The 24,933-nt window shown below is 56.8% G+C and carries 19 protein-coding genes; 13 read left to right on the plus strand and 6 right to left on the minus strand.

The annotated features are described in order from the left end of the window. Positions 1–129: 129 nt before the first annotated feature. The 6 genes from CU100_RS06890 to CU100_RS06915 all read right to left on the minus strand — a co-directional run bounded on the left by CU100_RS06890 (position 130) and on the right by CU100_RS06915 (position 6,940). Complete coding sequence (locus CU100_RS06890; protein ID WP_106716052.1) at positions 130–567, minus strand: DoxX family protein; 438 nt, start codon at positions 565–567, stop codon at positions 130–132. A gap of 367 nt (positions 568–934) precedes the next feature. Continuing rightward, entirely contained in the window at positions 935–2,449 is a 1,515-nt protein-coding gene (locus CU100_RS06895) for an ABC transporter substrate-binding protein (RefSeq protein WP_106715720.1), read from the minus strand. Continuing rightward, entirely contained in the window at positions 2,446–4,206 is a 1,761-nt protein-coding gene (locus CU100_RS06900) for a dipeptide ABC transporter ATP-binding protein (RefSeq protein ID WP_106715721.1), read from the minus strand. The genes CU100_RS06895 and CU100_RS06900 overlap by 4 nt, the downstream gene beginning before the upstream one ends. Further along, positions 4,203–5,024 carry an ABC transporter permease gene (locus CU100_RS06905; RefSeq protein WP_210280723.1) on the minus strand — a complete coding sequence of 274 codons (822 nt, stop codon included), beginning with the start codon at positions 5,022–5,024 and terminating at the stop codon, positions 4,203–4,205. Before CU100_RS06905 ends, CU100_RS06900 begins: the two co-directional genes overlap by 4 nt. 26 nt (positions 5,025–5,050) lie before the next feature. Beyond that, positions 5,051–5,989: an ABC transporter permease gene (locus tag CU100_RS06910; RefSeq protein ID WP_106715723.1), complete on the minus strand. Its 939-nt coding sequence runs from the start codon at positions 5,987–5,989 to the stop codon at positions 5,051–5,053. Positions 5,990–6,046: 57 nt separating this feature from the next. Continuing rightward, positions 6,047–6,940 (minus strand): proline iminopeptidase-family hydrolase, encoded by an 894-nt coding sequence (locus CU100_RS06915; protein WP_106715724.1) that lies wholly within the window; start codon positions 6,938–6,940, stop codon positions 6,047–6,049. Between the two features lie 135 nt (positions 6,941–7,075). Here CU100_RS06915 and CU100_RS06920 point away from each other — a divergent pair, with 135 nt between their 5' ends. The 13 genes from CU100_RS06920 to CU100_RS06980 all read left to right on the plus strand — a co-directional run bounded on the left by CU100_RS06920 (position 7,076) and on the right by CU100_RS06980 (position 24,929). Beyond that, a complete protein-coding gene (locus CU100_RS06920; RefSeq protein WP_106715725.1) occupies positions 7,076–7,837 on the plus strand; it encodes a helix-turn-helix transcriptional regulator in 762 nt (253 codons plus the stop codon). 125 nt (positions 7,838–7,962) lie between these two features. Next, entirely contained in the window at positions 7,963–8,841 is an 879-nt protein-coding gene (locus CU100_RS06925; RefSeq protein ID WP_210280724.1) for a proline iminopeptidase-family hydrolase, read from the plus strand. A gap of 268 nt (positions 8,842–9,109) precedes the next feature. After that, positions 9,110–10,132 carry a LacI family DNA-binding transcriptional regulator gene (locus CU100_RS06930; RefSeq protein ID WP_106715727.1) on the plus strand — a complete coding sequence of 341 codons (1,023 nt, stop codon included), beginning with the start codon at positions 9,110–9,112 and terminating at the stop codon, positions 10,130–10,132. A 169-nt stretch (positions 10,133–10,301) separates the two neighbouring features. Next, a complete protein-coding gene (locus CU100_RS06935; protein WP_106715728.1) occupies positions 10,302–11,315 on the plus strand; it encodes an SIS domain-containing protein in 1,014 nt (337 codons plus the stop codon). 82 nt (positions 11,316–11,397) lie between these two features. Further along, the gene (locus CU100_RS06940) at positions 11,398–12,723 is read left to right on the plus strand and encodes an ABC transporter substrate-binding protein (protein WP_106715729.1); all 1,326 of its coding nucleotides are present in this window, start codon (positions 11,398–11,400) and stop codon (positions 12,721–12,723) included. Between the two features lie 24 nt (positions 12,724–12,747). Beyond that, the gene (locus CU100_RS06945) at positions 12,748–13,704 is read left to right on the plus strand and encodes a carbohydrate ABC transporter permease (protein WP_245418931.1); all 957 of its coding nucleotides are present in this window, start codon (positions 12,748–12,750) and stop codon (positions 13,702–13,704) included. Beyond that, entirely contained in the window at positions 13,701–14,561 is an 861-nt protein-coding gene (locus CU100_RS06950) for a carbohydrate ABC transporter permease (RefSeq protein ID WP_106715731.1), read from the plus strand. Before CU100_RS06945 ends, CU100_RS06950 begins: the two co-directional genes overlap by 4 nt. 13 nt (positions 14,562–14,574) lie before the next feature. Beyond that, on the plus strand, positions 14,575–15,417 hold the full coding sequence (locus CU100_RS06955; RefSeq protein ID WP_106715732.1) for a sugar phosphate isomerase/epimerase family protein: 843 nt from the start codon (positions 14,575–14,577) through the stop codon (positions 15,415–15,417). Further along, on the plus strand, positions 15,417–16,277 hold the full coding sequence (locus CU100_RS06960) for a PfkB family carbohydrate kinase (RefSeq protein WP_170113746.1): 861 nt from the start codon (positions 15,417–15,419) through the stop codon (positions 16,275–16,277). Before CU100_RS06955 ends, CU100_RS06960 begins: the two co-directional genes overlap by 1 nt. A 17-nt stretch (positions 16,278–16,294) precedes the next feature. Further along, positions 16,295–17,683 carry an NAD(P)/FAD-dependent oxidoreductase gene (locus CU100_RS06965; RefSeq protein ID WP_245418932.1) on the plus strand — a complete coding sequence of 463 codons (1,389 nt, stop codon included), beginning with the start codon at positions 16,295–16,297 and terminating at the stop codon, positions 17,681–17,683. Positions 17,684–17,720: 37 nt separating this feature from the next. Beyond that, positions 17,721–18,857: an ABC transporter ATP-binding protein gene (locus CU100_RS06970; RefSeq protein ID WP_106715735.1), complete on the plus strand. Its 1,137-nt coding sequence runs from the start codon at positions 17,721–17,723 to the stop codon at positions 18,855–18,857. Between the two features lie 239 nt (positions 18,858–19,096). Continuing rightward, entirely contained in the window at positions 19,097–22,438 is a 3,342-nt protein-coding gene (locus tag CU100_RS06975; protein ID WP_106715736.1) for a transglutaminase family protein, read from the plus strand. An 88-nt stretch (positions 22,439–22,526) separates the two neighbouring features. Beyond that, the gene (locus CU100_RS06980) at positions 22,527–24,929 is read left to right on the plus strand and encodes a circularly permuted type 2 ATP-grasp protein (RefSeq protein ID WP_106715737.1); all 2,403 of its coding nucleotides are present in this window, start codon (positions 22,527–22,529) and stop codon (positions 24,927–24,929) included. Positions 24,930–24,933 lie beyond the last annotated feature (4 nt).

Consider the following 24,933-nt stretch of genomic DNA (forward strand, 5'->3'; position numbering starts at 1 on the left):
GTCCATGACGGGCACGTCGGGAGATCCGCTGGTGCCGGCCTTCGAAAACCGGCGCCCGCATGGACTGATTTTGCCCCGACCGTCAATCGCCGTGGTGACTAAAATTTATTGCTGCGGGGGCGAGGTCCCCTATGCGGTTGCTTCGAGGGCGGCTGGCCCCGCATCTTGTGCCACATGTGTAGCGGGGCGGAAAGGGAATACCGCCCTTAGCCGTGCATCACGCAGCCAGAGGCCGCCCCACATGAACAAGCCAAGATAGAGGCTAAAAAAGACGTGACTGAAGAGGGGGCTCTCGGCTCTTATCTGGGTTGCCATCGCTCCACCAAGCAGGCCCATCATCAAGATTGCGCCGAGGACGCTTGTTCGCGGCAAAAGGTAAAGAACGAGGCAGCCCAATTCTATGAGGCCGATGAGATGAGAGTAGCCTGCGGGCCAGCCCAATTGTGCCATCGTTTCTTCGGCCACCGGCAGGCCCAACAATTTCGGGGATATCGATGCCAGCAGCATAAAAAGCGCAAACAATGACGTAAGCGCGCGGCCTGACCATAACATGGCGGATCTATTCATCATCTACTCTCCTTGTCCAAGCGGATGAACGGTCAAGCCGACGACCTGCCGATCAGCTTTGGCAGTCGATTCTGCCTTCAAGCCTTCGTCCTGCAACAAGGACGGCGAACGCCGCGCCAATCCTACAATGTGGAGAGTATTTTTTTCACCGATGCGCGAATTGAAAGACTTCGCACCAAGCTGCCAGTTCTGTTATCCGGGCAAATATGCAGGCGGACCCTGTCAACCACGGCGACCTTCAAGTCTCCCGCTGAGGGCTAGAACGACTGGCTGCGAAGCAACCTCGATCACACCGAAGGTCATGCTTCCCGTTCTACGGAGACAGGAAGACGACGGCCAGAGATAGAACTGGCCGCCGTCATAGCTCTTAGTTTTTCACCGTGTCCTCCAGGAAGAATCTTCCCAAGGGGTTTTGGTAGAAGTTCTCGATGTTCTTGCGTGTCACATTGATGTAGGGGCTGTAGTAAAGATCGATCCAGTTGACGTCGGCTTTCGCCATCTTTTGCAAATCAACATACATCGCCTCACGTTTTGCCGGGTCCTGTTCGAGACGGGCGGCCGCGACGAGATCCTTGACCTGATCGTTCTTGTAGCGGGTCATGTAGTTCATGTTGGTGTCGTGGCCGAGAACGAATGTTGTCTTCTGGTCCGGATCCAGGATATCGTTCGTCCAGTACATCACCGAGATGTCGTAATCGCCGGCAATCAGCATATCCCAGCTTTGGCTCGGGTCCACCTTTTGCAGGTTCACCGTCACGCCGGCCTTCAGCAATTGCTGTTGCAACAATACGGCGATTTGCTCGTCGGTTTCGTTGCCTGCATTGACGACGTAGTTCAGCGACAAGCCGCTGGCGCCCGCATCTGCGAGCATCTGCTTGGCCTTTTCCGGATCGTAAGGCCGCTGAAGATTGTCGGCGTAGTGATAGAGCGACCCTTTTGGAACATAGGAGTATGCGACCTCACCGAGATTGAAGGTCACCGTGTCGACGATGGCTTTCTTGTCGATCGCCATATCGAGCGCCTGGCGAACCTCCTTCTTGGCCAACGCACCATGTTCGTGATTGATCAGAAGATGATCTTCGCGGGTCGATGTGTCGATCTCGACGTTGAGATTCGGGTCCTTCTTCAACTCTTCCACGCGGGAAAAAGGAACGAAAATCGCCGTATCGAGCTGACCAGCCTGAACGTTCAACATTCGTGTGTTGTCATCGGGAACAGAAATCCATTCGACCCCATCGAGCTTGACGCGATCAGCCTGCCAGAAGTTCGGGTTTTTCTCAAGGATGACGCGGTCGCCGCGACGCCATTCCTTGACCACAAATGCTCCGGAAGCGATCGGCTTTTCAGCGAAAGCTTCCTCGCCGAGCGCTTCCATACCCTTCTGCGGTATGACGGACACGTTTGGCAGCGCCAAGGTGGAGAGGAATGGTGCCGATGGAGTCTTCAGCTTGACGACAAGTGTCTTGTCGTCCTTGGCCTCAGCGGTTTCGATGACTTTGAAGGAATCACTCCAGAGCGAACCTTGGTTGTCGCGGATGCGCAGCAACGTGAATGCAGCATCCTTGGCCGTTATCGGCGAACCATCGGAGAACTTTGCGTCGCGCATCGTGAATGTGTAGGTCAATCCGTCTTCGGAGATCGTCCAGCTTTCTGCAAGACCCGGTTCCAGTTTCGTTCCGGTCTTGTCGACGCGCACGAGAACGTCAAAGACATTCGAGAACACCCAATTGTCGACGTTCTGTGCCGACTTGATTGGATCGAACGTCGTACTGTCTTCGCGCCTGCCGATGGTAAGAACGCCTTGAGCTTCGGCAATACTGGCGCCAAATGTCAGCATCGCCAAGGCTGCCGCGATTTCAATCCTCATCCATTTCCTGTTCATAATGATAGTTCCCTCGTTGTTATTTTATTGATCGTGGCGGGGAATTCGTCCCCCATGGAAAAGACGACCTGCTCAGCCTGCAGAACTTGATCCAGACGCGCCAACCGCTTGTCGGGGTTGATATCCGGAATCGCGCTGATCAGCGCGGCGGTATAGGGATGACCTGGATTTGCGAAGATCTCGTCGGATCTGCCTTGTTCGACGATCGTCCCGCGATGCATCACCACCACCCGCTCACAAAGATTGCGCACGATGGCGAGGTCATGGGCGATGAAAATCAGGGTCAGGTTCATTTTCTGTTTCAGGTCGCGGAACAGATCAATGATTTGCGCCTGAATTGTAACGTCAAGCGCAGCAACGCATTCATCGGCGACGATCAGCCTTGGGTCCACCGCCAATGCGCGCGCGATGCCTGCACGCTGGCATTGTCCCCCACTCATGGTGGATGGTTTCCGGCCGGCGAATGCGCGCTCCAGACCGACGAGGTCAAGCAGTTCGTTGATCCTGCTCTGGAGCTTGTCGCCGGTGGTTTTGTTCTGGACCTTGAGCACTTCCGCCAGCATGTCGCCAACCGTCAACCGCGGATTGAGCGCGTTGTATGGATCCTGAAACACCATCGCTGTTTCCCTGCGCAAGTGCGCCAGCGCCTTGGCACGGTGCAGCGCAAGGTCGATACCATCGAAAGTGACATGTCCTGAAGTGAGTGGCGTGAGGCCGAGGATTGCGCGGGCAAGCGTGCTTTTGCCGCTACCGGATTCGCCGACGATGCCAATCGTATCGCCATGCATGACTTGGAGGCTGGCGCCGTTGACCGCAGTGACAAACTTCCCGGTACCACTGAAAAGACCGTTACCGGATGCTGGGAACCGGACAACGAGATCATCAATCTCGAGCAAGGGCGCAGAAGGCGTGCGGATAGGTGGCGCCGCCTGCGGCTTCTCCTCGGGAGCGTCGCCGCCAGGTGCCGGCATGGAAGGATGGCTTGCTATAAGGTCTATCGTGTATGGATCTTTCGGCGCTGCCAGAAGCGAGCGTTTCGGTCCATGTTCCAGCAGTTTTCCGCCACGCAGCACAGCTATGGAATCGCATGTCTGTGCGACGATGCCGAGATCGTGCGTGATGAGGATAATCGACAAGCCCCGCTGATCACGTATGTCCAGAAGCAGGCGCAGGATTTGCGCCTGGACCGTTACGTCAAGTGCCGTGGTTGGTTCGTCAGCGATAAGGATTTTCGGGTTGCAGGATAGAGCAACTCCAATCATTACGCGTTGACGCATGCCGCCTGAAAACTCATGCGCATAATTGTCGTGTTGCCTTGTGGGATCCGGTAAGCCGACTTGCTGTAAAATCTGGATGGCAGCCTTCTTCGCCTCCGCTCTCGAAGCCCCCTGATGATAGCGGATGCCTTCAGCGATCTGGTCTCCGACCCGCATCACCGGGTCGAGATGGCTCGTCGGATTCTGAAAGATCATGCCTATCTCGCTGCCGCGGATCGTGCTCATCGTGGCCTCGTCGAGTGTAGTCAGGTCGCGCCCCTCGAACATGACAGCGCCGCCTGAGATCTTGATGGCGCGCGAGGGCAGGAGTTGCACCAGGGAGCGGCAAATCATGCTCTTGCCGGAACCGCTTTCACCGACGAGACCCAGAATTTCCCCTTGGGCGAGATCGAGAGAAACATGGTCGATGAGAGTGCGCGTTTCACCTGCGAGTTGCGCGGTGATAGTCAGGTCCTGGATCGACAGCAAGGGAGATGTCATTGGCGCGCACCCAGTGTTTCGCTGAGTCCGTCGCCCAACAGGCTGAGGCCGAAGGCGAGAACGACAATGGACAGGCCCGGGAAAAAGGTGATCCACCAAGCTGTGCTGATGAAGCTTTGACCTTCCGCCACCATCACGCCCCATTCGGCAAGAGGAGGCTGTACACCAAGTCCGAGATAACTGATCGCAGCGCCGTTCAAGAGAACAAGAACAGCGTCCGACATCGAGAATACGATCGAGCCGGCTATCGCGTTCGGCAACAGGTGCCGGAACATGATGCGTGAATTGCTGAAGCCGAGGCTTACTGCCGCGACAGCATAATCGCTGTTCTTGAGGACGAGCATCTGCGTCCGGATCAATCGCGCATAAGATACCCAGCCGACGAGCGCCATGGCGATGTAGAAACTGCTGAGGCCAGGTCCGAGGATGGCAATGATCGAAAGCATCAGGACGAGGAAAGGGAAGGCCAGTACGACATCGATCAGCCGCATGAAGATGATATCGACCATACCACCGAAATAGCCGGAGATCGTTCCAAGGATGGTGCCGATGAGGAAAGGAAAGATGACCCCGAGAAAGGCGATCTGCAGATCGATGCGGGTCGCCCATATGACGCGTGACAGGATATCACGCCCGAAATTATCTGTGCCGAAGGGGTGAAACAGGGACGGAGGCACGAGGCGCAGTTCACTATTGTGCACGATAGGATCATAGGGCGCGATCAATGGTGCAGCGATGGCGGCAAAGATGAACAATGCCAGGATGGACACTCCAGCGGCAAGCGTCACGCGTTGGCCCAGCCACCGGCTCCAGCGCAAGTTCCAATCGGAAACATGGACAGTGCTCACAGTTTCACCCTCGGATCGATGGCGACCGTCAGGATGTCTGCGATAAAATTCACCAGCATCGTGCCGCAGGCAAAGATCATCGCCACGCCTTGAACCACCATGTAGTCGCGCGAGAAAATCGCCCGCACGAGCAACTGACCCATGCCCGGAATGGCGAATACACTCTCGACAACGACTGTTCCGCCGATCAGCCAGCCGATGTTGACCGCCAGGAGGTTGACGGCGGGAGCAAGCGAATTCGGCAGCACGTGGCGCCAGAAGACGATACTCTCCGGCATGCCACGGGCGCGCGCCGCCGTTGCAAAATCCGATTGCAACTCGGTAATCATGCTTGCACGCAGGCTGCGCGTGAGAACCGACGAAAGCGAGAGCGCGATCGTCAGGCAGGGAAGTACAAGATGTGCCAGCTTGTCGCCGAAGGTTTCCCCGTAACCCGAGACCGGCAAGATACCGAGCTTGACGCTGAAAAGGATCATGAGCATCAGGCCCAGCCAGAACGGCGGGAAGCCGATACCCAAGGTGGAGAAGATGCGTACCGTATGGTCCGGTAAACTGCCTTGATTGCGTGATGCTATCGCGGCAAGGGGTAGGGCTATGAGAATAGACAATATAACGCTGCACAGTATGAGAGTGACGGTCGGCTCTATTCTGGTGGCGATCAACGGCAAAACGTCGATTTTGTAGAGGATGGACTTCCCCATCTCGCCATTGACCAGGTTTTTGAGAAAGTAAAAATACTGGAGCCACAGGGGCTCATCCAAACCGTACTGAGCGCGAATATTCGCAAGCGCTGCCGGTGTCGAACGTGCGCCGAGCAGTACGCGTGCCGGATCGCCTGGAATGAGTCTCACGAGGATGAACGTGATCAGGCTGACACCGAAAATGACGGGCAAAAACTGCACCGGCCGATGAAGGATGAACTTATAGCGATGCATCGATAGGCATCCAGCTGTTTCGTCTGCTGTTTCTGGTCTCAAACGGTCTTGCCGGACTCATTGTACAGTCCCGTGTCGCGAGAGGAAATCCAACAGAACAGGATAATAGTCCTGCGGCTGTTCATAGAATGGCATATGACTGGCATTGGCAAAGACTTTCAACTCTGCGTCGGGAAGCGCAAGTTTCATGCGCAGGGCACAGGCAGGTGTAAGCTCGTCATGTTCTCCGACAATGATAAGTGTTGGAACGTGCATGTCGGCGAGATCGGGTATTCTGTTCCAATCCTTCAGATTGCCAGTGTAAAGGAACTCGTTCGGTCCCTGCATGGTGCCATAAGGGCCCATGTTCCAATCTTCCAGCGAACGGCGCACGGGAGCCGGCCAGTCTGGCAGCCGGCAGACGTGACGATAATTGAGAATGGTGACTGCCGCCTGGTATTCCGGATGATCGAGCGTGCCTTGCGCTTCGTGCTTTTGCATCATGGCTACCGTTTCCGAGCCGAGGGCTGATCGTAACCGGTCAAGCTCGGAGATCAGATGGGGCATGTCGGCTACGGTGTCCGCCAGAACCAGGGACTTCAGATTTTGCGGGTAGGCCAGAGCGTAGTCGATGCCAAGCCAGCCGCCCCAGGAGTGTCCCAGCAGATGCACTTTCCCGAGGCCAAGCGCCTTGCGCACGGTTTCGGTCTCTTCGACATATCGGCTGATTGTCCACAGCGTGTCGTCATGCGGCCGGTCGGAAGCGCCAGTGCCAAGCTGATCGAATGCGACGACCCTGTAGCCGCGATCGATGAGGCAGGAGTGGGCTTCACGCAGATAATCGCAAGGCAATCCCGGCCCCCCGTTGAGACAGAAGACCACTTCATCACCGCTGCCAAAGCTGTAGGCGACGACGCGATAGCCATCAACCTGTACCTCGAACCGATCGTCCGGCGGAATTTCACGCCACATCGTCCTGTCCCCCGCACGGCCCACGCTTGCTCAAGAAATAAGCATGGTTAAATTTTAGATATATCTGCTCTCAACACCAGCTATAAGAAGTGATAGGGTCGAACCCGGGCGGATTTTCTGAGCGTGGGACGCAGAATGCTAAATGACATTCATGACATCAAAGTTCGTTTCGATGCGCCGGAGACGCTGGAGGGCAGAATTGACAGAGCTTTCGAAGCGATAAAGGTCTTTGGCTTTGATGCGCTGATCTACGACTATACGCCAGTTCCTTTCGACCACACGGGCGCATTGATGATACCGTCGCTGCTCGAATTGCGAAATATTCCGGACGAAATGCGCGAATATTGGTGCGAAAGAGAGTATTTCCGCATCGATCCGGTTCAGCAACAGGCGGTTGGAACAACCACGCCGTTTTTCTGGAACTATAGCGTTGAAGCGGATACTGTCATCAACCGGTTCATGAACGACGATCATGCGCCCGTGGCGCATTATCTGCGTGAACGGAACATGCTTTGCGGCACGACCGTACCGATCCACCTGCTTCGCGGGGATTATGCGACGGTGACAGGCGTACGCTTTGGCGCGGACAAGGGCTTCGAGCGGGACGCCACACGTTACCTTGCCGATTTCGGCCTACTGGCAAATATATTTCATGAGGCAGCATTTTCATTGTTCGGCGAGGAGGCGCGAAGTTGCGCTGCCATTCGTCTGACCGCAAGGGAGCGCGAATGCATGCGCTATTCTGCCGATGGTCTGTCGGCCAAGGAGATCGCACGGCAAATCCAGCGGTCCGTGCCCACGGTCGTCATGCATCTGAATGCCGCTGCAAAGAAACTCGGAGCAAAAAACCGGGTCCAGGCAGTTGTTCGCGCTGCCCATTACCGGTTGCTGGATTGACCGGTGACCTATCCTATAACTATTGATAGCTGCCGTCCGTAGGCCTTGCCCGCTATCATTTTCTCCACTGGATCAGATCGGATGGAGAAGAGAACGTGGAAGCGGTCAGTTCAACAGAAGCCTACATGCCCTTTCGCGACTACCAGACCTGGTACCGTGTAACGGGATCGCTCGACTCCCCCAAACTGCCGCTTGTCGTTATACATGGCGGACCGGGCTGTACCCATGATTATGTCGATTCCTTCAAAGGCATAGCCTTGGCGACGGGTCGCGCAGTCATTCACTACGATCAACTCGGCAACGGCAACTCGACGCGCTTGCCGGAGAAGGGAGCGGACTTTTGGACCGTCTCTCTTTTCCTGGAGGAACTTGACGCGCTGTTGCACCATCTTGGCATTCACCATCGCTACGCGCTTCTTGGTCAATCCTGGGGTGGTATGCTCAGCGCTGAACACGCGGTGCGTCAACCGGATGGCTTGAAAGCACTCGTTATCGCTAACTCTCCGGCCTCCATGCACACGTGGGTTTCGGAGGCCAATCGACTGCGCCGCGAGCTGCCGAACGAGATTCAGTCTGCTCTTTTGCGACATGAACAAGCAGGAACGCTGACCGATCCGGAATATCTTGCAGCGTCCCGTGCCTTTTATAATCGGCATGTTTGCCGGATTGTGCCCTGGCCACCAGAAGTCGCCCGGACATTTGCGATCATGGACGAGGACTCCACGGTCTACCGCAACATGAACGGTCCGACCGAGTTCCATGTCATCGGAACAATGAAAGATTGGAGCATCGTAGATCGTTTGCCTCTTATTACGGCGCCGACGCTTGTCATTTCCGGCCGCCATGACGAAGCGACGCCGGAAGTTGTACGCCCTTATGTGGAAAAGATCTCCGGTGCAAGGTGGGTCGTCTTCGAGCAATCCAGTCATATGCCGCATGTCGAGGAAAAGGAATTGTGTCTTGGCACAGTAGGGGAATTTCTGAATTCGAATGATCTTCCGTAGAGCCGTTGCAAGATGATATCGCACTTGGCCACAAGGCCGTGTAAATACAACTTGTACGTTCCTGCCCATCCGCATTATCGAGGAGGGACCGACCTCGACGATCTTCGGCAATCCGAGCCATGCCTATTCACACAGTCTGCTGGGCAACGCCGGCGCGGCTCACGCACTTGCGGTACCGAATTCCATTTGTGCTCGGCCTATGCTAACCGGCAAGCCAAGGATAAAGAATCGAAAGTAGCGGAATGTGCTTGCTTTCGAGAAGGGTGAAATGGCTCAAAAACCGGCGACATTGAAGGATGTGGCAGCCTTTGCAAACGTCTCACGCGCGACGGCTGCTCGTGCTCTTAACAGCTATGGTTATGTCGGTGATGAGACGGCTCAGAGAGTTCGTGACGCAGCGGAAAAGCTCGGCTATCGGGGCAATCGCCTGGCGCAGGCCCTGCGTAACGGCCAATTGCCGATCATTGGCTGCATTCTGGGAGATATACAGAACCCTTTCTTTGCCCGGATTGCGCACGATATCGAGGTGCTGGCTCGTGGCAATCGATACAATCTCATTATCGGCAGCAGCGAAGAACAATTGGAACAAGAAGTCTCTTTGCTGGCGAGCCTCCAGTCGCTCAGCATTCGGGGTTTTATCGTCGCGCCCACCTCTGACGAGAACAATTTCCATCTAAGGCGCCTCATAGAAGAAAACGTACCGCTTGTCCTGATCGACCGCGTGGTGCAAGGCATCGAATGCGATAGTGTCCTGGTCGACAACGAAGGGGGCGCGCGCAAGGCCATAGAATATTTGATCTCGATGGGGCATCGCCGCATCGGCCTTTTGCAGGACGACACGCGCATCTTCACCTCCCGCGAGCGCTTGAGCGGGTATCAGCACGCGCTCGTGGCCGGTGGTATCACTCCCGATGACAGGATGATTTCCGTATCTCAGTCAACTGTGGAACACGCGATCGATGCAACCATTCGTTTGTTCAGCCAGAAGGTTCCGCCAACCGCGCTTTTCACCGTCGACAGTTTGATGACCCAAGGTGCTCTGCTGGCCTTTCGCGCGATGGGAATTTCGATACCGCATGACGTATCGCTCGTCGGTTTCGATGACTTCAATCTGGCGACGTTTACCGATCCCCAAATTACAGTCGTGGCACAGCCTGTTTCGGAAATCGGCCTTGCAGCAGCTCGGCTCCTGTTCGAAAAGCTCTCTGGACAAAGCCGTCCATCCGAACAAATTCGGTTTGAAACCAGGCTGTTAGTACGAGGGTCGGTCAGCCGCAGACCCGAGGGTTAAGGCACGTCCAGTCGACACGAAAAAAATCCAAGAAAGCCACTTGTCAGCCATAAAATCTTGTGCGTTAAATATATGTGAGATCGATCTCACACGGTTTAACGAACATTCGCACAAGACCGGATCATGCCCTTGGGGGCGGATCTTGAAATGCGCAAACGGGAAGGTTTTAATGCTCAACTTCGATAAAGATCGCTTTGTGAACATACAACGTGGCGCAGTTGCAGTTGCGGAAGACGTACGCGTCTTGATGCGCAAATTGCTTGATGATGGTCTGGAACGCGTGTTCTTCATGGGAACGGGCGGTGTGCAATTTCTGACACAGCCAGCGATCGAGCTTGCGCGTGCCTCGACAGTCTTTCCGGTAGCGGCAGCGTTTCCTGCTCAGGTCGTTCTTGAAGCCCCCGCCGGTCTGGACGAAAAAGCCCTGGTCATTTTACCGTCTCTATCCGGAACGACCAAGGAAAGCGTTCAGCTTCTGTCGTTCCTGAAGGAGAGGGGCGTCAAGACACTATCGCTTACCGGGCACAAGAACACGCCGCTGGGTCTCGATGCCGATTACAACTTCACCAATTTTGCCGAAGACGATACGTCCTCGGAGTCCTTCTACCTGCAAACGTTGTTGATCGTTCTCGCGCTCCTTGCTGAACGTGGCGAATACGCCGATTTCGACAAGACCGTGGCGGAACTCAAGCTGCTGCCGGAACTGCTGGTCTCTGTGAAAGAGAACTATGAGGCGAGCGCTGCGACGCTGGCGAAAGAGATCAAGGACGAGAATTATCACATTTTCACGGGTGCCGGTTCGGTCTGGCCTCAGGCGCACTATTATGGAATGTGCATTCTCGAGGAGATGCAGTGGATACGCACGCGTCCGGTGCATGCGTCCGATTTTTTCCATGGCACGCTCGAACTGGTTGAGCCCGGCGTGAGCCTGTTCATTTTCAAAGGCGAGGATGCCTGCCGCCCGTTGGCCGACCGCGTCGAAAACTTCGCAAAACGCTACACGGACAAGGTGCGTGTTCTGGATGCAGCCTCAGTGCAGCTGCCAGGCGTCTCCGACCAGACGCGCAAGCTGATCTCTCCCGTCATACTTGCCACCATGCTGGAGCGCTTGAGCGCCCACCTGGAAGTCCTGCGCGACCATCCACTCACGACGCGCCGCTATTACAAGCGCGTCGAATATTGAGCTGTTCCCGATCCGGCAATCCCGGATCGGGGATCGCACATGCAATCAAAGAAAACGAAAGACCAAAGAGAGGAACTGCGAAATGAAAAGCAACACGTTTTTGAGCACCACAAGTCTGGCTTCTTTCGTGGCAGCCGGGCTGATTGCCGGGGGCGCCAGCGCCGCATGGGCAAAGGATCCGGTTGTTGCGGATCCCGATGCAAAAGTCGAATATTCGGGGACTGTCAGCATTTTGACCAAGTTCGGTCTACAGCAACTTTCCCCGTTTTTCGTGAATGTGGCGAAGGAATATGAAAAGCTGCACCCGGGAGTAAAAGTCGAGCTCATCCAGGAGAGCGACGACAGTGTGAAGGGCAAGACAAAGGCGCTTGTGGCTTCCAATTCCCTGCCAGACATTTACTTCACGTGGACTGGGAGCTGGGGCGAAAACTTCGTGCGTGGCAATCGCGCTGTCGACCTGACAGAGGTGATCGGTCCGAACACCGCATGGGGCAAGGAACTCGCGACGGCCGCGGTTTCCGCCTTCCAGTACAATGGCAAGCTCTTTGGCATTCCACTATACCTTGACGCCAAGTTCATGGGCTATAGCAAGCCGCTCTTCGAAAAGGCAGGGGTTTCGGAGCCGAAGAGTTTCGATGAATTGCTCAGCGCCTGCGCAACCTTGCGCAAGTCAGGCGTCACGCCGATTTCGTTCGGCAACAAGGAAGGCTGGCCGGCCGTCCATTATGCGGGGCAGCTTCTGGCCTATAACGTGCCACAGGCGACTCTCGAGAAGGACTTCAAACCAGCCACAGCCGATTATACCGACCCGGGCTATATCGTCAGTCTGACGCAATTCAAGCAGCTGATCGACGAATGCTCGGACGGAGCAGGGACAAATGGCTCGTCATATGCATCGGCGTTGCAGCAATTCAGCAATGCCAAGTCTGCGATGTACTATCAGGAAATCATCGAATTCGATCAGAGTACTGCTGATGGTGCTTTGAAGAGAGAGGATTTCGGCTACTTCAAATTGCCAGCTCCGAAGGATGCCAAAGGCGACGTGAAGTCGATCGAAGGCGCGCCGGAAGGATACATGATCAATGCCGCATCCAAGAACATTCCGCTCGCCATCGATTTCATGAAGTTCGCCACTTCGGCTGAAAACGGCAAAATCCTTTCGGCTCCGCCCTACGGTCAGCCAAGTGCGACAGTCGGGGGCTATTCTGCGGACACGATGAACCCGGCGGTCGTTGGCGGCCTGAAGATCATCGCCGACTCTTCGTATCTGATGCCATGGCTGGATACCGCCAATCCACCGCGGGTGGCGGCTGCTTGGCTTTCGGGTCTGCAGGCACTCATTGGCGGCTCGCAGACTCCCGAGCAGGTCATGGAACAGGTGAAGAAAGCTGCGGCCTCTTCAAAGTAAGAAAGCTGCCAGGCAATGACTGTCATGAAGCAGGACTATAAGGGTGAAGCCGCAAAGGCCGGCTTCACCTTGCGAGGTAAGGCCGATCCGGATCACGCGGGCATGCTGGCGACGTTGCTGTCGTTGCGCTGGGTATTCATAGCCTTCGTGCTCATCCTTTGGTTCGTCTATTATCCGATCATCGATAATTTCGTGGTAAGCACCAAGAGCCAGGATATTTTCACCGGCGAGACGGCATTCATCGGTCTGGACAATTACCGGCGTCTGCAGGACGACCCGATCGTCTGGACGGCGATGCTCAATAATACGCTTTATGCCGTCATATCGATCATATTCCAGGTGTTCGGAGCATTCGTACTGGCAGCGATAATCGAGGGGCTAGACAACGAAAAATGGCGTCGGTTCTGGAGGGCCGTCTACTTCATACCCTCTGCGATTTCGATCACCGTCACGGGCCTTTTGTTCTATTTCATCTATCAGCCGGACATCGGTCTGCTCGACTCGGCTCTTACGCAAATTGGATTGGAGAACTGGTCACGTGCGTGGCTGGGCGAAGAGCAAACGGCGATCTATGCGATCATAGCCATGAGCCAATGGCAGGGTTTCGGCTATTCGACGCTGCTGTTCGGGATTGCGATCCAGAAAATACCGCGGGAACTATACGATGCAGCGATCATGGACGGAGCAGGCACCTGGCGCCGGCTGTGGAGCATCACCATGCCTCTTACCCGAGAAATGACGGCGCTTATGGTGATCGTCACGATTACCGGCGCCTTCCAGGTCTTCAACGAAGTCATGGTCATGACGGCTGGCGGGCCCAACAATAGCAGCCAGGTACTGGGAACATGGCTGTATCAACAGGGCTTCATCGAGAATGACTTCGGTTATGGCGCGGCCGTTGCATCCCTCATTTTTGTCATAACTCTGCTGACCGGCTTCGGACAGCTTTGGTACACGAAGCGGCGGAGGGTTCATCTATGAGCGTTGACCTTAGATCCCTCGAGACGGAGCGCACCGATTTTGTTCAGGTGCTGGCGAAAGCCTGCCTCGTCACCTTTCTTGTCAGTCTCGGCGTCGTCGTCATTTATCCTCTTATCTGGATGGCGCTGAACGGCTTCAAGAGCAACTCGGAGATTTTCGGAAATCCTTTCGCGCTCCCGACGAACTTCACGCTTGGCAACTACATATCCGCGTGGAACCAGGGCATACGCAATTACATTGCAACGAGCATAATCGTCACTCTTGGGTCGGCGGTCTGCACGGTGCTGATCAGCGCCTGGACTGCCTATGGCCTGACGCGCTCGAAGCTTCCGGGAAAGCCGTATTTCGTCGGCATCGTGCTCGGCGGCCTCATGCTGAGCCCGACGGTGGCCGTCATTCCGCTTGTGCGCATGATGCAGGATCTGGGCCTCTATAATACCTATTGGGCACTGATCATCCTTTATACTGCCTTCCGCATACCATTCACGACCTTTCTCATCCGCGCCTATATGCTCGGCCTGCCACGTGATCTCGACGAGGCAGCCGTCATGGATGGTGCGAGCGAAGGACAGATATTCTGGCGCGTGATCTTGCCGCTGTGCAAGCCGATACTGGTGTCCTGTGTCATTCTGCACGTTCTGTTTGCATGGAACGAATATCTCTTCGCGATGATATTCACGAGCGGTGCCGATCTTCAGACACTGCCTGTCGGCCTGACATCGATCATGTCGAAACACGGAACAAACTACGCCGTGGTTTTTGCCGCTATGACCTTGTCGGCACTTCCCATCGTCATCGTATTTTTTGCCGCGCAACGCTTCTTCATTCGAGGCCTCGCCGAAGGCATCGGGAAATAATGGAGCAGCCGGAATGTTAAGACATGAACAGCTTATCGGAGCGAATTTCTCTTTTCAGCACCATCCGTTTCGATGGGTGGCGGAGCAGATTCACCACATGGGCTTCAAGCGAATGGAACTTTGGGGAATTGCGCCTCATCTCGATCTCTTCCACGACAGCCGGTCGCGCCTCTTGGAGGTAAGATCCATTCTCGAAGACAATCAGCTGACGGTTCATTGCTTCACGCCGGAGCAGGTGCTCTATCCCATCAACATTGCCTCGGGTGACAGGGCCTATCGCGAGGAGAGCGTAGAGCGCTTCCTCCGAGCCGCGGAAATCTGTGCGGAACTGCAGGCAAAATATCTGTTTCTCACGCCTGGTCGCGGTTTTGAATGCGAGAGCCGTGAGCATGCATGGGCCAATTCGATTGAGTCCGTCAGCAAGATCGCCGCTCACGCCAAGCGCCTTGGAATATCCTGTCTTCTCGAACCCTTGCAGCGCACCGAAAGCAACATCGTCAACAACGCCGATGAACTCTCGACCTTCTGGCGTGAGATCGACGCCGACAATATCGACGTGGTCCTCGATCTGGTTGCGATGGCAACGGCGAAGGACGATGTCGCTGCTTATATCGACAGGTTCGGCAAGCGCCTTACCCATGTACACATTGTCGACGGGACGCCGGCAGGTCATCTGGTCTGGGGCGACGGCAACCTGCCTCTGCACGACTATCTGGCCCAACTCGATGCGAGTTCCTTTGCGGGGACACTGACGTTCGAGCCCTTTGGCAATGGCTCATATGCACTCGATCCCGTTCCAGCCTGGCAACGCTCCTTGAAAGCAATTGCCCCTCTTCTCGATCGTGCGGACCAATAATGAGCGCTAGTCCCACCCTGATCGCTGTCGGCGATAATTGTCTTGATGCCTATCTGACCAAAGGATTTGTCACGGTCGGAGGAAATGCCCTCAATGTTGCGGTCCAGTGGAAGCGACAGGGTTACAATGCCCGTTATTTCGGTGCCTTGGGGCGTGATGAGGAAGCGCAGATCATGCTTGAGGCGATCGAGCATGCGGGCCTGGAGCGAAGCGACGTGGAGATAGCCGACGGCAGTTCAGCGGTGACATTGCTGGCGGATGACGCGGGTGAGCGGCGTTTCCTGCTCGAGTCGCTCGGTGTCGGCGCGAACTTCTATCCAAGAAGCGAATACTACGACGAACTTCTCAGTGCGGATTGGGTTCATCTCGGTACGAATTCAAACGAAAATCTGGTGCGCAAGCTCGTGGCGGACGGCGTGAGATTCAGCGTCGACCTCTCGACACGGCATCTTGACTTGCCCCTCGACGACGTTCCGCTCGTTTTTGCATCCGGGCCTGACGATCCGGCGGAACCGGTCGAACCGCTGGTCCAAACCTTCAAGCGGGCAGGTGCGCAGCAGGTGGTGATTACCTGCGGCAAGCGCGGTTCGTTCTATGACAATGGCAGCGAGTTATTTTCCGCGGGCTCGGTGCCGGTAGCCGTCGTCGACACATGCGGTGCGGGTGACAGCTTTATCGCGACATTTCTCGCGTCGCGTTTTGTTGAAGGACAAGCCGAGGCAGCCTCACTGCATCGCTCGGCCATGCGAGCGTCGGAGACATGCACGCATCTTGGCGGGTTCCCGCAAGAGATCCTGCCAATTCCGCAATGGCTTCTGGAAAAATACGACAGCGTCATCCGCACGGCGCAAAGGGCTTGAGCATGAATAGCATCAAAATGAGACCACCTGTTGTGGCAGCACAAGGAGACCGCTCTTTTTGGCTGCAGAGTATAGGCGCGGATGCCGTTACTCCTCCTCTTCAAGGAACCCAGGCGTGCGACGTCGCAATCGTCGGCGGAGGTTACGCTGGGCTCTGGACGGCACTGCGCATAAAGGAGCAAACCCCGGACGCGCGCATAACAATTCTTGAAGCCGATTTTTGCGGTTCCGGTGCTTCAGGCCGAAACGGAGGTCAGGTCCATAGCTGGTTCGCAGAGATCGATATGATGCGGGATCTGGTGGGTAAAGATGATGCACTGATGCTATGCCGCGCCACGGCCGACGCCATCGAGGAACTCAAGTCCCTGCAGGATACCGGCATTATCGACATGGATTTGCGGCTCGATGGCTGGTTGTGGACCGCAAGCTCGACTGCTCAGGAGGGAGCCTGGTCGAAAGCCTACGACCTTTGCCGGTCATTGGGCGAGGGGCATTTTCGGAAGCTTGATAGCGCGGACATTCTGCAGCGCACAGGGTCATCAGCATCCTATACCGGTATCATCGAGGACAGAGCAGGTACCGTCCAGCCCGCCAAGCTTGCGGTAGGTCTGCGTCAACTCGCACTTTCAAAAGGGGTTGTGATCCATGAACGCAGCCCCGTTCTCGAAATTACCCCGGGGCAGACAGCCAGGTTGCGGACAGCCCAAGGCACATTGTCCGCCAACAAGGTCGTTCTCGCCGCCAATGCATGGCTTTCGGCCATACCGGAATTGCACCCCTATCTCTATGTGGTCAGCAGTCAGGTCATCGCTACGGCACCCGCCGCCGACATACTGAACGAGATCGGCTGGGTTGGCGGCGCATCCATCTGCGATGCACAGCAGCATGTACTGTACTATCAGCGCACACCGTCAGGTCAGGTCATCTTCGGTCGGGGGACGGGCGGCATCTCCTATCGGGACCGCATAGATTCAAGCTTCAACCGCAGTGGAGACAATGGTCTCGACAATATTCGTGAGCTGCATCGGGTATATCCTCAGCTCAAGAAAATCCCGGTCCATTACGATTGGAGCGGGCCGATCGACTGCACGGCTGAGCATCTTCCGGTTTTCGGCCATTTGAGAAACGAGCCGAACATTTTCTACGCTGTAGGGTTCAACGGTACGGGAATTGCCCAGGCGCCTGTCGCCGGACGCATCATGGCGAGCCTTGTGCTGGCAAAGGATGACAGATGGAGCAGGTGCGGACTTGTCGGCATCGAGCGTCGCACGAAGCTGCCCCCGGAGCCCTTGCGCTATGTGGGCGCCAAAATTGTCCGCCGGGCCATTCGACGCAAGAACGATGCAGAAATCATCAACCGAAAGCCAGACTTCATTACGCGGTTCCTGGCCAGCCTGGCTCCCTGAACGTCGCGCGGTTGAAAGCAATTATAGGAACGGAACCATGGCCGACTTGTCACTGAGAAGCATACGCAAATCCTACGCGAACCTCGAGGTTCTCCACGGGATAGACCTCGACATACGATCGGGTGAATTCATCGTCTTTGTCGGCCCTTCGGGCTGCGGGAAATCCACACTGCTCCGCTCTATTGCGGGTTTGGAAACCATCACGTCAGGCGATCTGATCATTGACGGCGAGCGTATCAATAATGTGGCGCCGTCCAAGCGCGGCATCTCCATGGTGTTCCAGTCATATGCTCTCTATCCGCACATGACGGTTTTTGAAAACATGGCGTTTGGGTTGCGAATAGCCGGCTTGTCGAAGGCTGAAATCGACAAACGGGTGCGCAATGCGGCGGCAATTCTGCAATTGGAGAACTATTTGCAAAGGTTGCCAAAGGCGCTCTCCGGGGGACAAAGGCAGCGGGTTGCTATTGGCCGCGCAATCGTTCGCGATCCGCGCGTCTTTCTGTTTGACGAACCATTGTCCAACCTTGATGCCGCCTTGCGGGTTGCCACTCGGATCGAGATTGCAAAGCTGAAGCAAAGCATGCCCGAGGTGACGATGATCTACGTGACCCATGATCAGGTCGAAGCCATGACGCTGGCCGATCGCATTGTTGTATTCAAGGACGGATATATCGAGCAGGTTGGAACGCCCATCGAACTCTACAAGAACCCGGCCAACCTTTTTGTCGCCCAGTTCATAGGATCCCCATCGATGAACATACTGGACGGCAAGGTGGAAAGGGAGGCGAACGGCGCAGCAAAATGCTCATTGGATTGCGGTGTCGCTCTTGATTTTGGGCAACTGCCCGATGGCATTTCCGCTGGAGACCGGATCAGCATCGGTGTTCGTCCTGAGAATACCCGGATCGCTGATGCAACAACGGATGGCCCGGTGTTTACAGGTATCATCGATTTCGTAGAGCACCTCGGAGAAGTGCAAATTCTCTATGTCGATATGAAGGCCTCCGAGCGAAAATACCTGATCAAGGTTGACGGCAGCGGCTCCTACGCAAGGGGCGACACAATCCGCTTTACCGCCCGCGCGCAGGACATCCACGTCTTCGATGCCAATGGCTCCGCGACCACGAGGTGCGTAGCGCAAATCAAACCACACGTCTTGGAAGTGATGTGATTTGGTCCGGTGATTGAGCGCGAAACCACTGCTGGCCGGAGAGTGATCGCGTTCTGGAGACGACCTTCAGCATAACCATACATGGAGCTTGGTCTGGGTCTCATGGAGCCCGAATTGCAAGCCCGTTAATGCGGCACGGGCCTGATGTGCTAAATTTATTGGCACAGGACATTTAACAAAGACATGGAGTAGGCTACGGTCCCTCAAGACAAGCATTTCACAAAAAAATTTGAGGCGACATGGCAATCCACGCAGCAGTCTATCACCTGACCCACTATAAATATGACCGCCCGATCATGCTCGGGCCGCAAGTGATCCGCCTGCAGCCTGCCCCTCATTCACGCACAAAGGTACTCAGTCATTCACTGAAGGTCAGTCCAGCTAACCATTTCGTCAATCTGCAGCAGGACCCTTATGGCAATTTCCTTGCCCGCTTCGTCTTTCCGGATCCCGTCACGGAATTGAAGATCGAAGTCGACCTTATTGCCGATATGACTGTCTACAATCCGTTCGACTTCTTCGTCGAGCCGGTGGCCGAAACGTGGCCATTTGCCTATCCCGAAGACATAAGTGACGACCTGTCGATCTATCTCAAGCCGGAGCCGATTGGCCCGCTTCTGTCGAACTTCCTCGCGACAGTCGATCGCACGCCGACCAATACGGTGAATTTCGTGGTAGACCTCAACGCGCGTATCCAGCGCGAAGTCGGCTATGTCATCCGCATGGAAACCGGCGTGCAGGAGCCCGAAATTACTCTTGGCGTGCGCACGGGCTCGTGCCGCGATTCGAGCTGGCTGCTCGTCCAGGCGCTTCGCCACCTCGGGCTCGCCGCGCGCTTCGTATCCGGCTATCTGATCCAGTTGAAGCCCGACCTTGTTTCGCTGGACGGACCGGCCGGCACCAGCCAGGATTTCACCGATCTCCATGCCTGGTGCGAAGTTTATCTGCCGGGTGCAGGATGGATAGGTCTCGACCCGACGTCAGGTCTCTTGACCGGTGAAAGTCACGTACCGCTTGCCGCGACACCACATTATCGCAACGCTGCGCCCATCTCCGGCATGGCGGAACCCGCAAATGTCGAGTTTGGCTTCGACATGCGCGTTACCCGTGTCTCCGAACACCCGCGCATCACCAAGCCGTTCTCCGATGAATCGTGGACTGCACTGGACGCTCTCGGTGAGAAGGTCGATGCGCTTTTAAACGAGCGCGACGTGCGCCTGACAATGGGCGGCGAACCGACATTCGTATCGATCGACGACTTCGAATCCGGTGAGTGGAACACGGACGCTGTCGGCCCGACGAAGCGCGAGAAAGCCGACACGCTGATCCGCCGCCTGCGAGAACGCTTCGCTCCGGGTGGTTTCCTGCACTATGGGCAGGGGAAGTGGTATCCGGGAGAAAGCCTGCCGCGCTGGACCTTCTCGCTCTACTGGCGCAAGGATGGGAAGCCTATCTGGGTCAATCCGGATCTGATTGCTACCGAAAACAGCGAGGTCAGGATCGAGCCGGATGATGCAGGCAAGCTTCTCACCGGCATGGCCGAGGTGCTTGGCATCGAACACGAGATGGTGGCTCCCGCCTATGAGGATCCCGCGGAGTGGATCGTCAAGGAAGGCAATCTCCCGGCCAATGTCGACCCATCCAATTCAAAGCTCAAGGACCCGGAAGAGCGCAGCCGCATGGCACGCGTCTTCGAGCGGGGACTAACCGAGCCGACGGGCTTTGTCCTGCCCGTGCAGCGCTGGAACAGCCAGGCGGCTGCGGGTCCGCGCTGGCGCAGCGAAAAATGGACAACACGGCGTGGCAAGCTTTTTCTGGTGCCGGGCGATAGTCCCGTCGGCTATCGCCTGCCACTCGGTTCCTTGCCGCATGTGCCGCCTTCGCAATATCCCTTCATCGTTCAGGTCGATCCATCTGTTGAGCGGGGTCCTCTGCCGGATGCAGGCGTCGAGACCGAAGCAGCAGCTGCGCGGGATGCACCGCAGGCTGTAGCCTCGTTCACGGCGGCCGAAGGCAATCAACAGGAGCGGGTTGAACAGGAACTCGGTGAAATCGGCGGCGCGGTGCGCACAGCCATCTCGGTTGAACCGCGCAACGGACGGCTGAGCGTATTCATGCCGCCGGTCGAAGCGCTGGAAGATTATCTCGAACTCGTCGGCGCGGCGGAAGCGGCAGCAGCAAGACTGGGTCTTCCTGTCCATATCGAAGGTTATGGTCCACCGCAGGATTCTCGCATCAATGTCATTCGCGTTGCGCCTGACCCCGGTGTCATCGAGGTGAACATCCATCCGGCATCGAACTGGCGGGAATGCGTCGAAACGACGACTGCGATCTACGAGGAAGCGCGGCAGACGCGTCTCGGCGCCGACAAGTTCATGATCGATGGCCGCCATACGGGAACCGGCGGTGGCAATCACGTCGTCGTTGGCGGCGAGACACCGAACAACAGCCCATTCCTGCGCCGGCCCGATCTTTTGAAAAGCCTTGTCGTGCACTGGCAGCGCCATCCTTCGCTATCCTATCTTTTTTCGGGCATGTTCATCGGACCGACCAGCCAGGCGCCACGTTTCGACGAGGCACGCCACGACAGTCTCTACGAGCTGGAAATCGCCATGGCGCAGGTTCCGCTGCCGGGCAAAGGCACGCCGCCGCTGCCCTGGCTCGTTGACCGGCTGTTCCGCAATCTGCTCGTGGACGTAACGGGCAATACGCACCGCTCCGAGATTTGCATCGACAAGCTGTTTTCGCCGGATGGCCCGACAGGGCGTCTGGGCCTTGTCGAGTTTCGCGGCTTCGAGATGCCACCCAATGCGCGGATGAGTCTCGCGCAGCAACTGCTGGTCCGGGCACTCATCGCGCGGTTCTGGAACAAGCCCATTGAAGGTAGCTTTGTGCGCTGGGGTACCACGCTGCATGACCGCTTCATGCTGCCCGCCTTCGTCTGGCACGACTTTCTGGACGTACTGGCCGATTTGCGGCAGAACGGCTTCGACTTCCGCCCGGAATGGTTTGAGGCGCAGCTGGAGTTTCGCTTTCCGTTCTGCGGCGAGATTGAAAATGAAGGCGTCAAGCTCGAACTCCGGCAGGCGCTGGAGCCTTGGCATGTCATGGGCGAGCAGGGCGCGATAGGCGGAACCGTCCGCTTCGTCGACAGTTCGGTCGAGCGGCTGCAGGTAAGGGTGGAGGGGTTCAATCCGGCCCGGCACAGCGTTGCCTGCAATGGCCGCGAAGTTCCGCTGAAAATGACCGATACGCAGGGTACCGCCGTCGCCGGCGTCCGATATAAAGCGTGGCAGCCGCGATCAGGTTTGCATCCTATGATCCCGGTCAACACGCCATTGGTTTTCGACATCTATGATCAATGGTCGGGACGCGCCATCGGCGGCTGTGTCTATCACGTCGCACATCCGGGCGGCCGCAGCTATGATACGTTCCCCGTGAATTCGAACGAGGCCGAGGCGCGGCGCCTGACGCGTTTCGAGCCGCGCGGACACACGGCTGGCGCCTATGAATTAAGGCGGGAGCAACCTTCGGGCGAGTTCCCGCTGACGCTGGATTTGAGGCGTCCGAGGCAGGGCTAGTATTGCCGAAGCCGCTTATCTTTCCGAGGAAGCGTTAATCCTCGTCGAATGTTTCGCCTAGAATTAATGTAGATCCCACATAAATGAAATGTCACAAGTGAATAAAGTTCAACCACTTTCCATCCCAGGCTTGCTTGCAAGCTATACGCCGCTGGCAGGCGTAGCCGACGAGATGATCGACCCGTCCGGAAAAGTGCGTCCGGGCTGGGAGGTTCTGCTTCACACCCTCGACCAGATCGGTCCCGAGAAGCTGGCGACGCGTTTTGCCCGGGCGAACCAGTACCTGCTGGACGCCGGCGTGTTCTACCGCGTCTATGACGAGAACGGCACACAGGAACGCGAATGGCCGCTGGCCCATATCCCAATCCTGATCAATGAGGCGGACTGGCAATCGATCACCAAGGGCCTGACCCAGCGCGCCGATCTTCTTGAAGACATCGTTGCGGATATCTATGGCGAGACCAAACTCGTTCGCGACGGGATATTGCCACCAGACCTGATTGCCTCCAACCCGGAGTTCCTGCACCCGCTGGCAGGCGTAAAACCGGCTAGCGGCCATTTCCTGCATTTTTGCGCATTCGAGCTCGGGCGAGCGCCGAATGGCCAGTGGTGGGTACTGGGTGACCGCACTCAAGCGGCCTCCGGAGCCGGATTCGCGCTCGAAAACAGGGTTGCGACGACGCGCGCATTGTCCGACGTTTCCAACGCCATGAATGTTCATCGGCTTGCGGGTTTCTTCAAGGATTTCCGCGACGCCATGCAGGGCCTGGTCACAGATCCGCAGGGACGTGCCGCGATCCTGACACCTGGACCCAACAACGAGACTTATTTCGAGCACGCCTATATCGCGCGCTATCTGGGCTTCATGCTTCTTGAGGGCGATGACCTGACCGTCAGCAAGGGCAGGACGATGGTGCGGACCGTATCGGGCCTCAAGCCCGTGGACGTTCTGTGGCGGCGAATGGATGCTGCCTATATGGACCCGCTGGAACTGAAGCCGGACTCCTGGATCGGCACGCCGGGCATTGTCAGCGCGTTGCGCCAGCAATCGGTCTCGCTGGTCAATGCGCTTGGCTCGGGAATTCTCGAGACGCGCGCGCTTTTGGCTTTTCTGCCCGCAATTTCGAAGGCGCTGCACAATCGCGAACTGGCGCTGCCGAGCATCGCCACATGGTGGTGTGGTCAGGACAAGGAGCGCAAGTACGTCATGGATCGCCTCGACCATATGATGGTTGGCCCGGCGCTGTCGACACGGCTGCCGTTCGAGGACGTCGATGCCACCGTGCTTGGATCCACGCTCGATGCCGGGGCGAGGGCGGCGCTTCTCGCGCGGTTGGAGAAGGACGGGCGCGGGCTGGTCGGCCAGGAGAAAGTCAAGCTCTCGACCACGCCGGTTTACGTCGACGGCAAGCTGGAACCCCGGCCTTTCGTGCTGCGCGTCTTTGCGGCACGCCACAAGGACGGCTGGAGCTTCATGCCGGGCGGGTTTGCCCGCGTCGGGCGCACCATGGATACGGCGGCCATTGCCATGCAGCGGGGCGGGCAGGCCGCCGATGTCTGGATCACCTCGAGCGGACCTGTAGCGAGGGATACATTGCTGCCGCGCGAAGACGACACATTCCGGCGCAATGTCCCGGGAACGTTGCCGAGTCGCGCCGCCGAAAACCTGATGTGGATGGGCCGTTATATAGAACGGGCCGAGGGAACTGCCCGTATTCTGCGCGCCTGCCATGCCCGCTATGCCGAAGCTGCGAATATGGAAACTCCGTTGCTCGACGAGATGCGTGCCTATTTAAAGCCGCTTGGTGTCAATCTCGATGCGGCGATTCCAAAGGGACTGCAGCGTTCCATCGACGGTGCGATGCTAAGCGCCGGCCGTATCCGCGACCGTTTTTCGCCCGACGGCTGGCTTGCATTGCGCGACCTGTCCAAGACGATCCACCGCTTCACGGATGCAGTTTCGCCTGGCGATGATGCAACGCGCGCCATGACGATCATCCTGCGCAAGCTCGCCGGGTTTTCTGGGCTCGTGCATGAGAACATGTATCGGTTCACAGGATGGCGCTTCCTCGAAATCGGCAGGCGGCTCGAGCGTGGGATTCAGATGGCGCGCGTATTGGCAACGCTGTCGCGGCATGATGCGGCGGAAGGTTCGCTGGAGATGCTGCTGGAGATCGGCGACAGCGTCATGACCCATAGGCGCCAGTACAGCGTCTATTCGGGCCGTTTGAGTGTGCTCGACCTTTTGGCGCTCGATCCGCTCAACCCGCGGTCCATCATCTTTCAGCTCGATGCGCTCAAGACAGAGTTCAGCCTGCTCCCGTCGCGCGACGCCAACACCCACATGCCATTGTTTTCCAAGGAGGTACTGCGTCTGCATACGGAGCTCGCGATCATGGAGGCGCATGAACTCACGCCTGAAAAGCTCGAGACGATCGCTTTCGAAATGGGAAATCTTTACGATATGATCTCCGACACCTATTTCGCGTGAAGTC

It is taken from the genome of Phyllobacterium endophyticum (assembly GCF_003010935.1).
In the GTDB taxonomy this organism is placed as follows: Bacteria; Pseudomonadota; Alphaproteobacteria; order Rhizobiales; family Rhizobiaceae; genus Phyllobacterium; species Phyllobacterium endophyticum.

Bases quoted from the DNA above. Each gene is read 5' to 3' on its own strand.
- CU100_RS06890 (WP_106716052.1), bottom strand. From the start codon at position 567: ATGAATAGATCCGCCATGTTATGGTCAGGCCGCGCGCTTACGTCATTG.
- CU100_RS06895 (WP_106715720.1), bottom strand. From the start codon at position 2,449: ATGAACAGGAAATGGATGAGGATTGAAATCGCGGCAGCCTTGGCGATG.
- CU100_RS06900 (WP_106715721.1), bottom strand. From the start codon at position 4,206: ATGACATCTCCCTTGCTGTCGATCCAGGACCTGACTATCACCGCGCAA.
- CU100_RS06910 (WP_106715723.1), bottom strand. From the start codon at position 5,989: ATGCATCGCTATAAGTTCATCCTTCATCGGCCGGTGCAGTTTTTGCCC.
- CU100_RS06915 (WP_106715724.1), bottom strand. From the start codon at position 6,940: ATGTGGCGTGAAATTCCGCCGGACGATCGGTTCGAGGTACAGGTTGAT.
- CU100_RS06920 (WP_106715725.1), top strand. From the start codon at position 7,076: ATGCTAAATGACATTCATGACATCAAAGTTCGTTTCGATGCGCCGGAG.
- CU100_RS06925 (WP_210280724.1), top strand. From the start codon at position 7,963: ATGCCCTTTCGCGACTACCAGACCTGGTACCGTGTAACGGGATCGCTC.
- CU100_RS06930 (WP_106715727.1), top strand. From the start codon at position 9,110: ATGGCTCAAAAACCGGCGACATTGAAGGATGTGGCAGCCTTTGCAAAC.
- CU100_RS06935 (WP_106715728.1), top strand. From the start codon at position 10,302: ATGCTCAACTTCGATAAAGATCGCTTTGTGAACATACAACGTGGCGCA.
- CU100_RS06940 (WP_106715729.1), top strand. From the start codon at position 11,398: ATGAAAAGCAACACGTTTTTGAGCACCACAAGTCTGGCTTCTTTCGTG.
- CU100_RS06945 (WP_245418931.1), top strand. From the start codon at position 12,748: ATGAAGCAGGACTATAAGGGTGAAGCCGCAAAGGCCGGCTTCACCTTG.
- CU100_RS06950 (WP_106715731.1), top strand. From the start codon at position 13,701: ATGAGCGTTGACCTTAGATCCCTCGAGACGGAGCGCACCGATTTTGTT.
- CU100_RS06955 (WP_106715732.1), top strand. From the start codon at position 14,575: ATGTTAAGACATGAACAGCTTATCGGAGCGAATTTCTCTTTTCAGCAC.
- CU100_RS06960 (WP_170113746.1), top strand. From the start codon at position 15,417: ATGAGCGCTAGTCCCACCCTGATCGCTGTCGGCGATAATTGTCTTGAT.
- CU100_RS06965 (WP_245418932.1), top strand. From the start codon at position 16,295: ATGAGACCACCTGTTGTGGCAGCACAAGGAGACCGCTCTTTTTGGCTG.
- CU100_RS06970 (WP_106715735.1), top strand. From the start codon at position 17,721: ATGGCCGACTTGTCACTGAGAAGCATACGCAAATCCTACGCGAACCTC.
- CU100_RS06975 (WP_106715736.1), top strand. From the start codon at position 19,097: ATGGCAATCCACGCAGCAGTCTATCACCTGACCCACTATAAATATGAC.
- CU100_RS06980 (WP_106715737.1), top strand. From the start codon at position 22,527: ATGTCACAAGTGAATAAAGTTCAACCACTTTCCATCCCAGGCTTGCTT.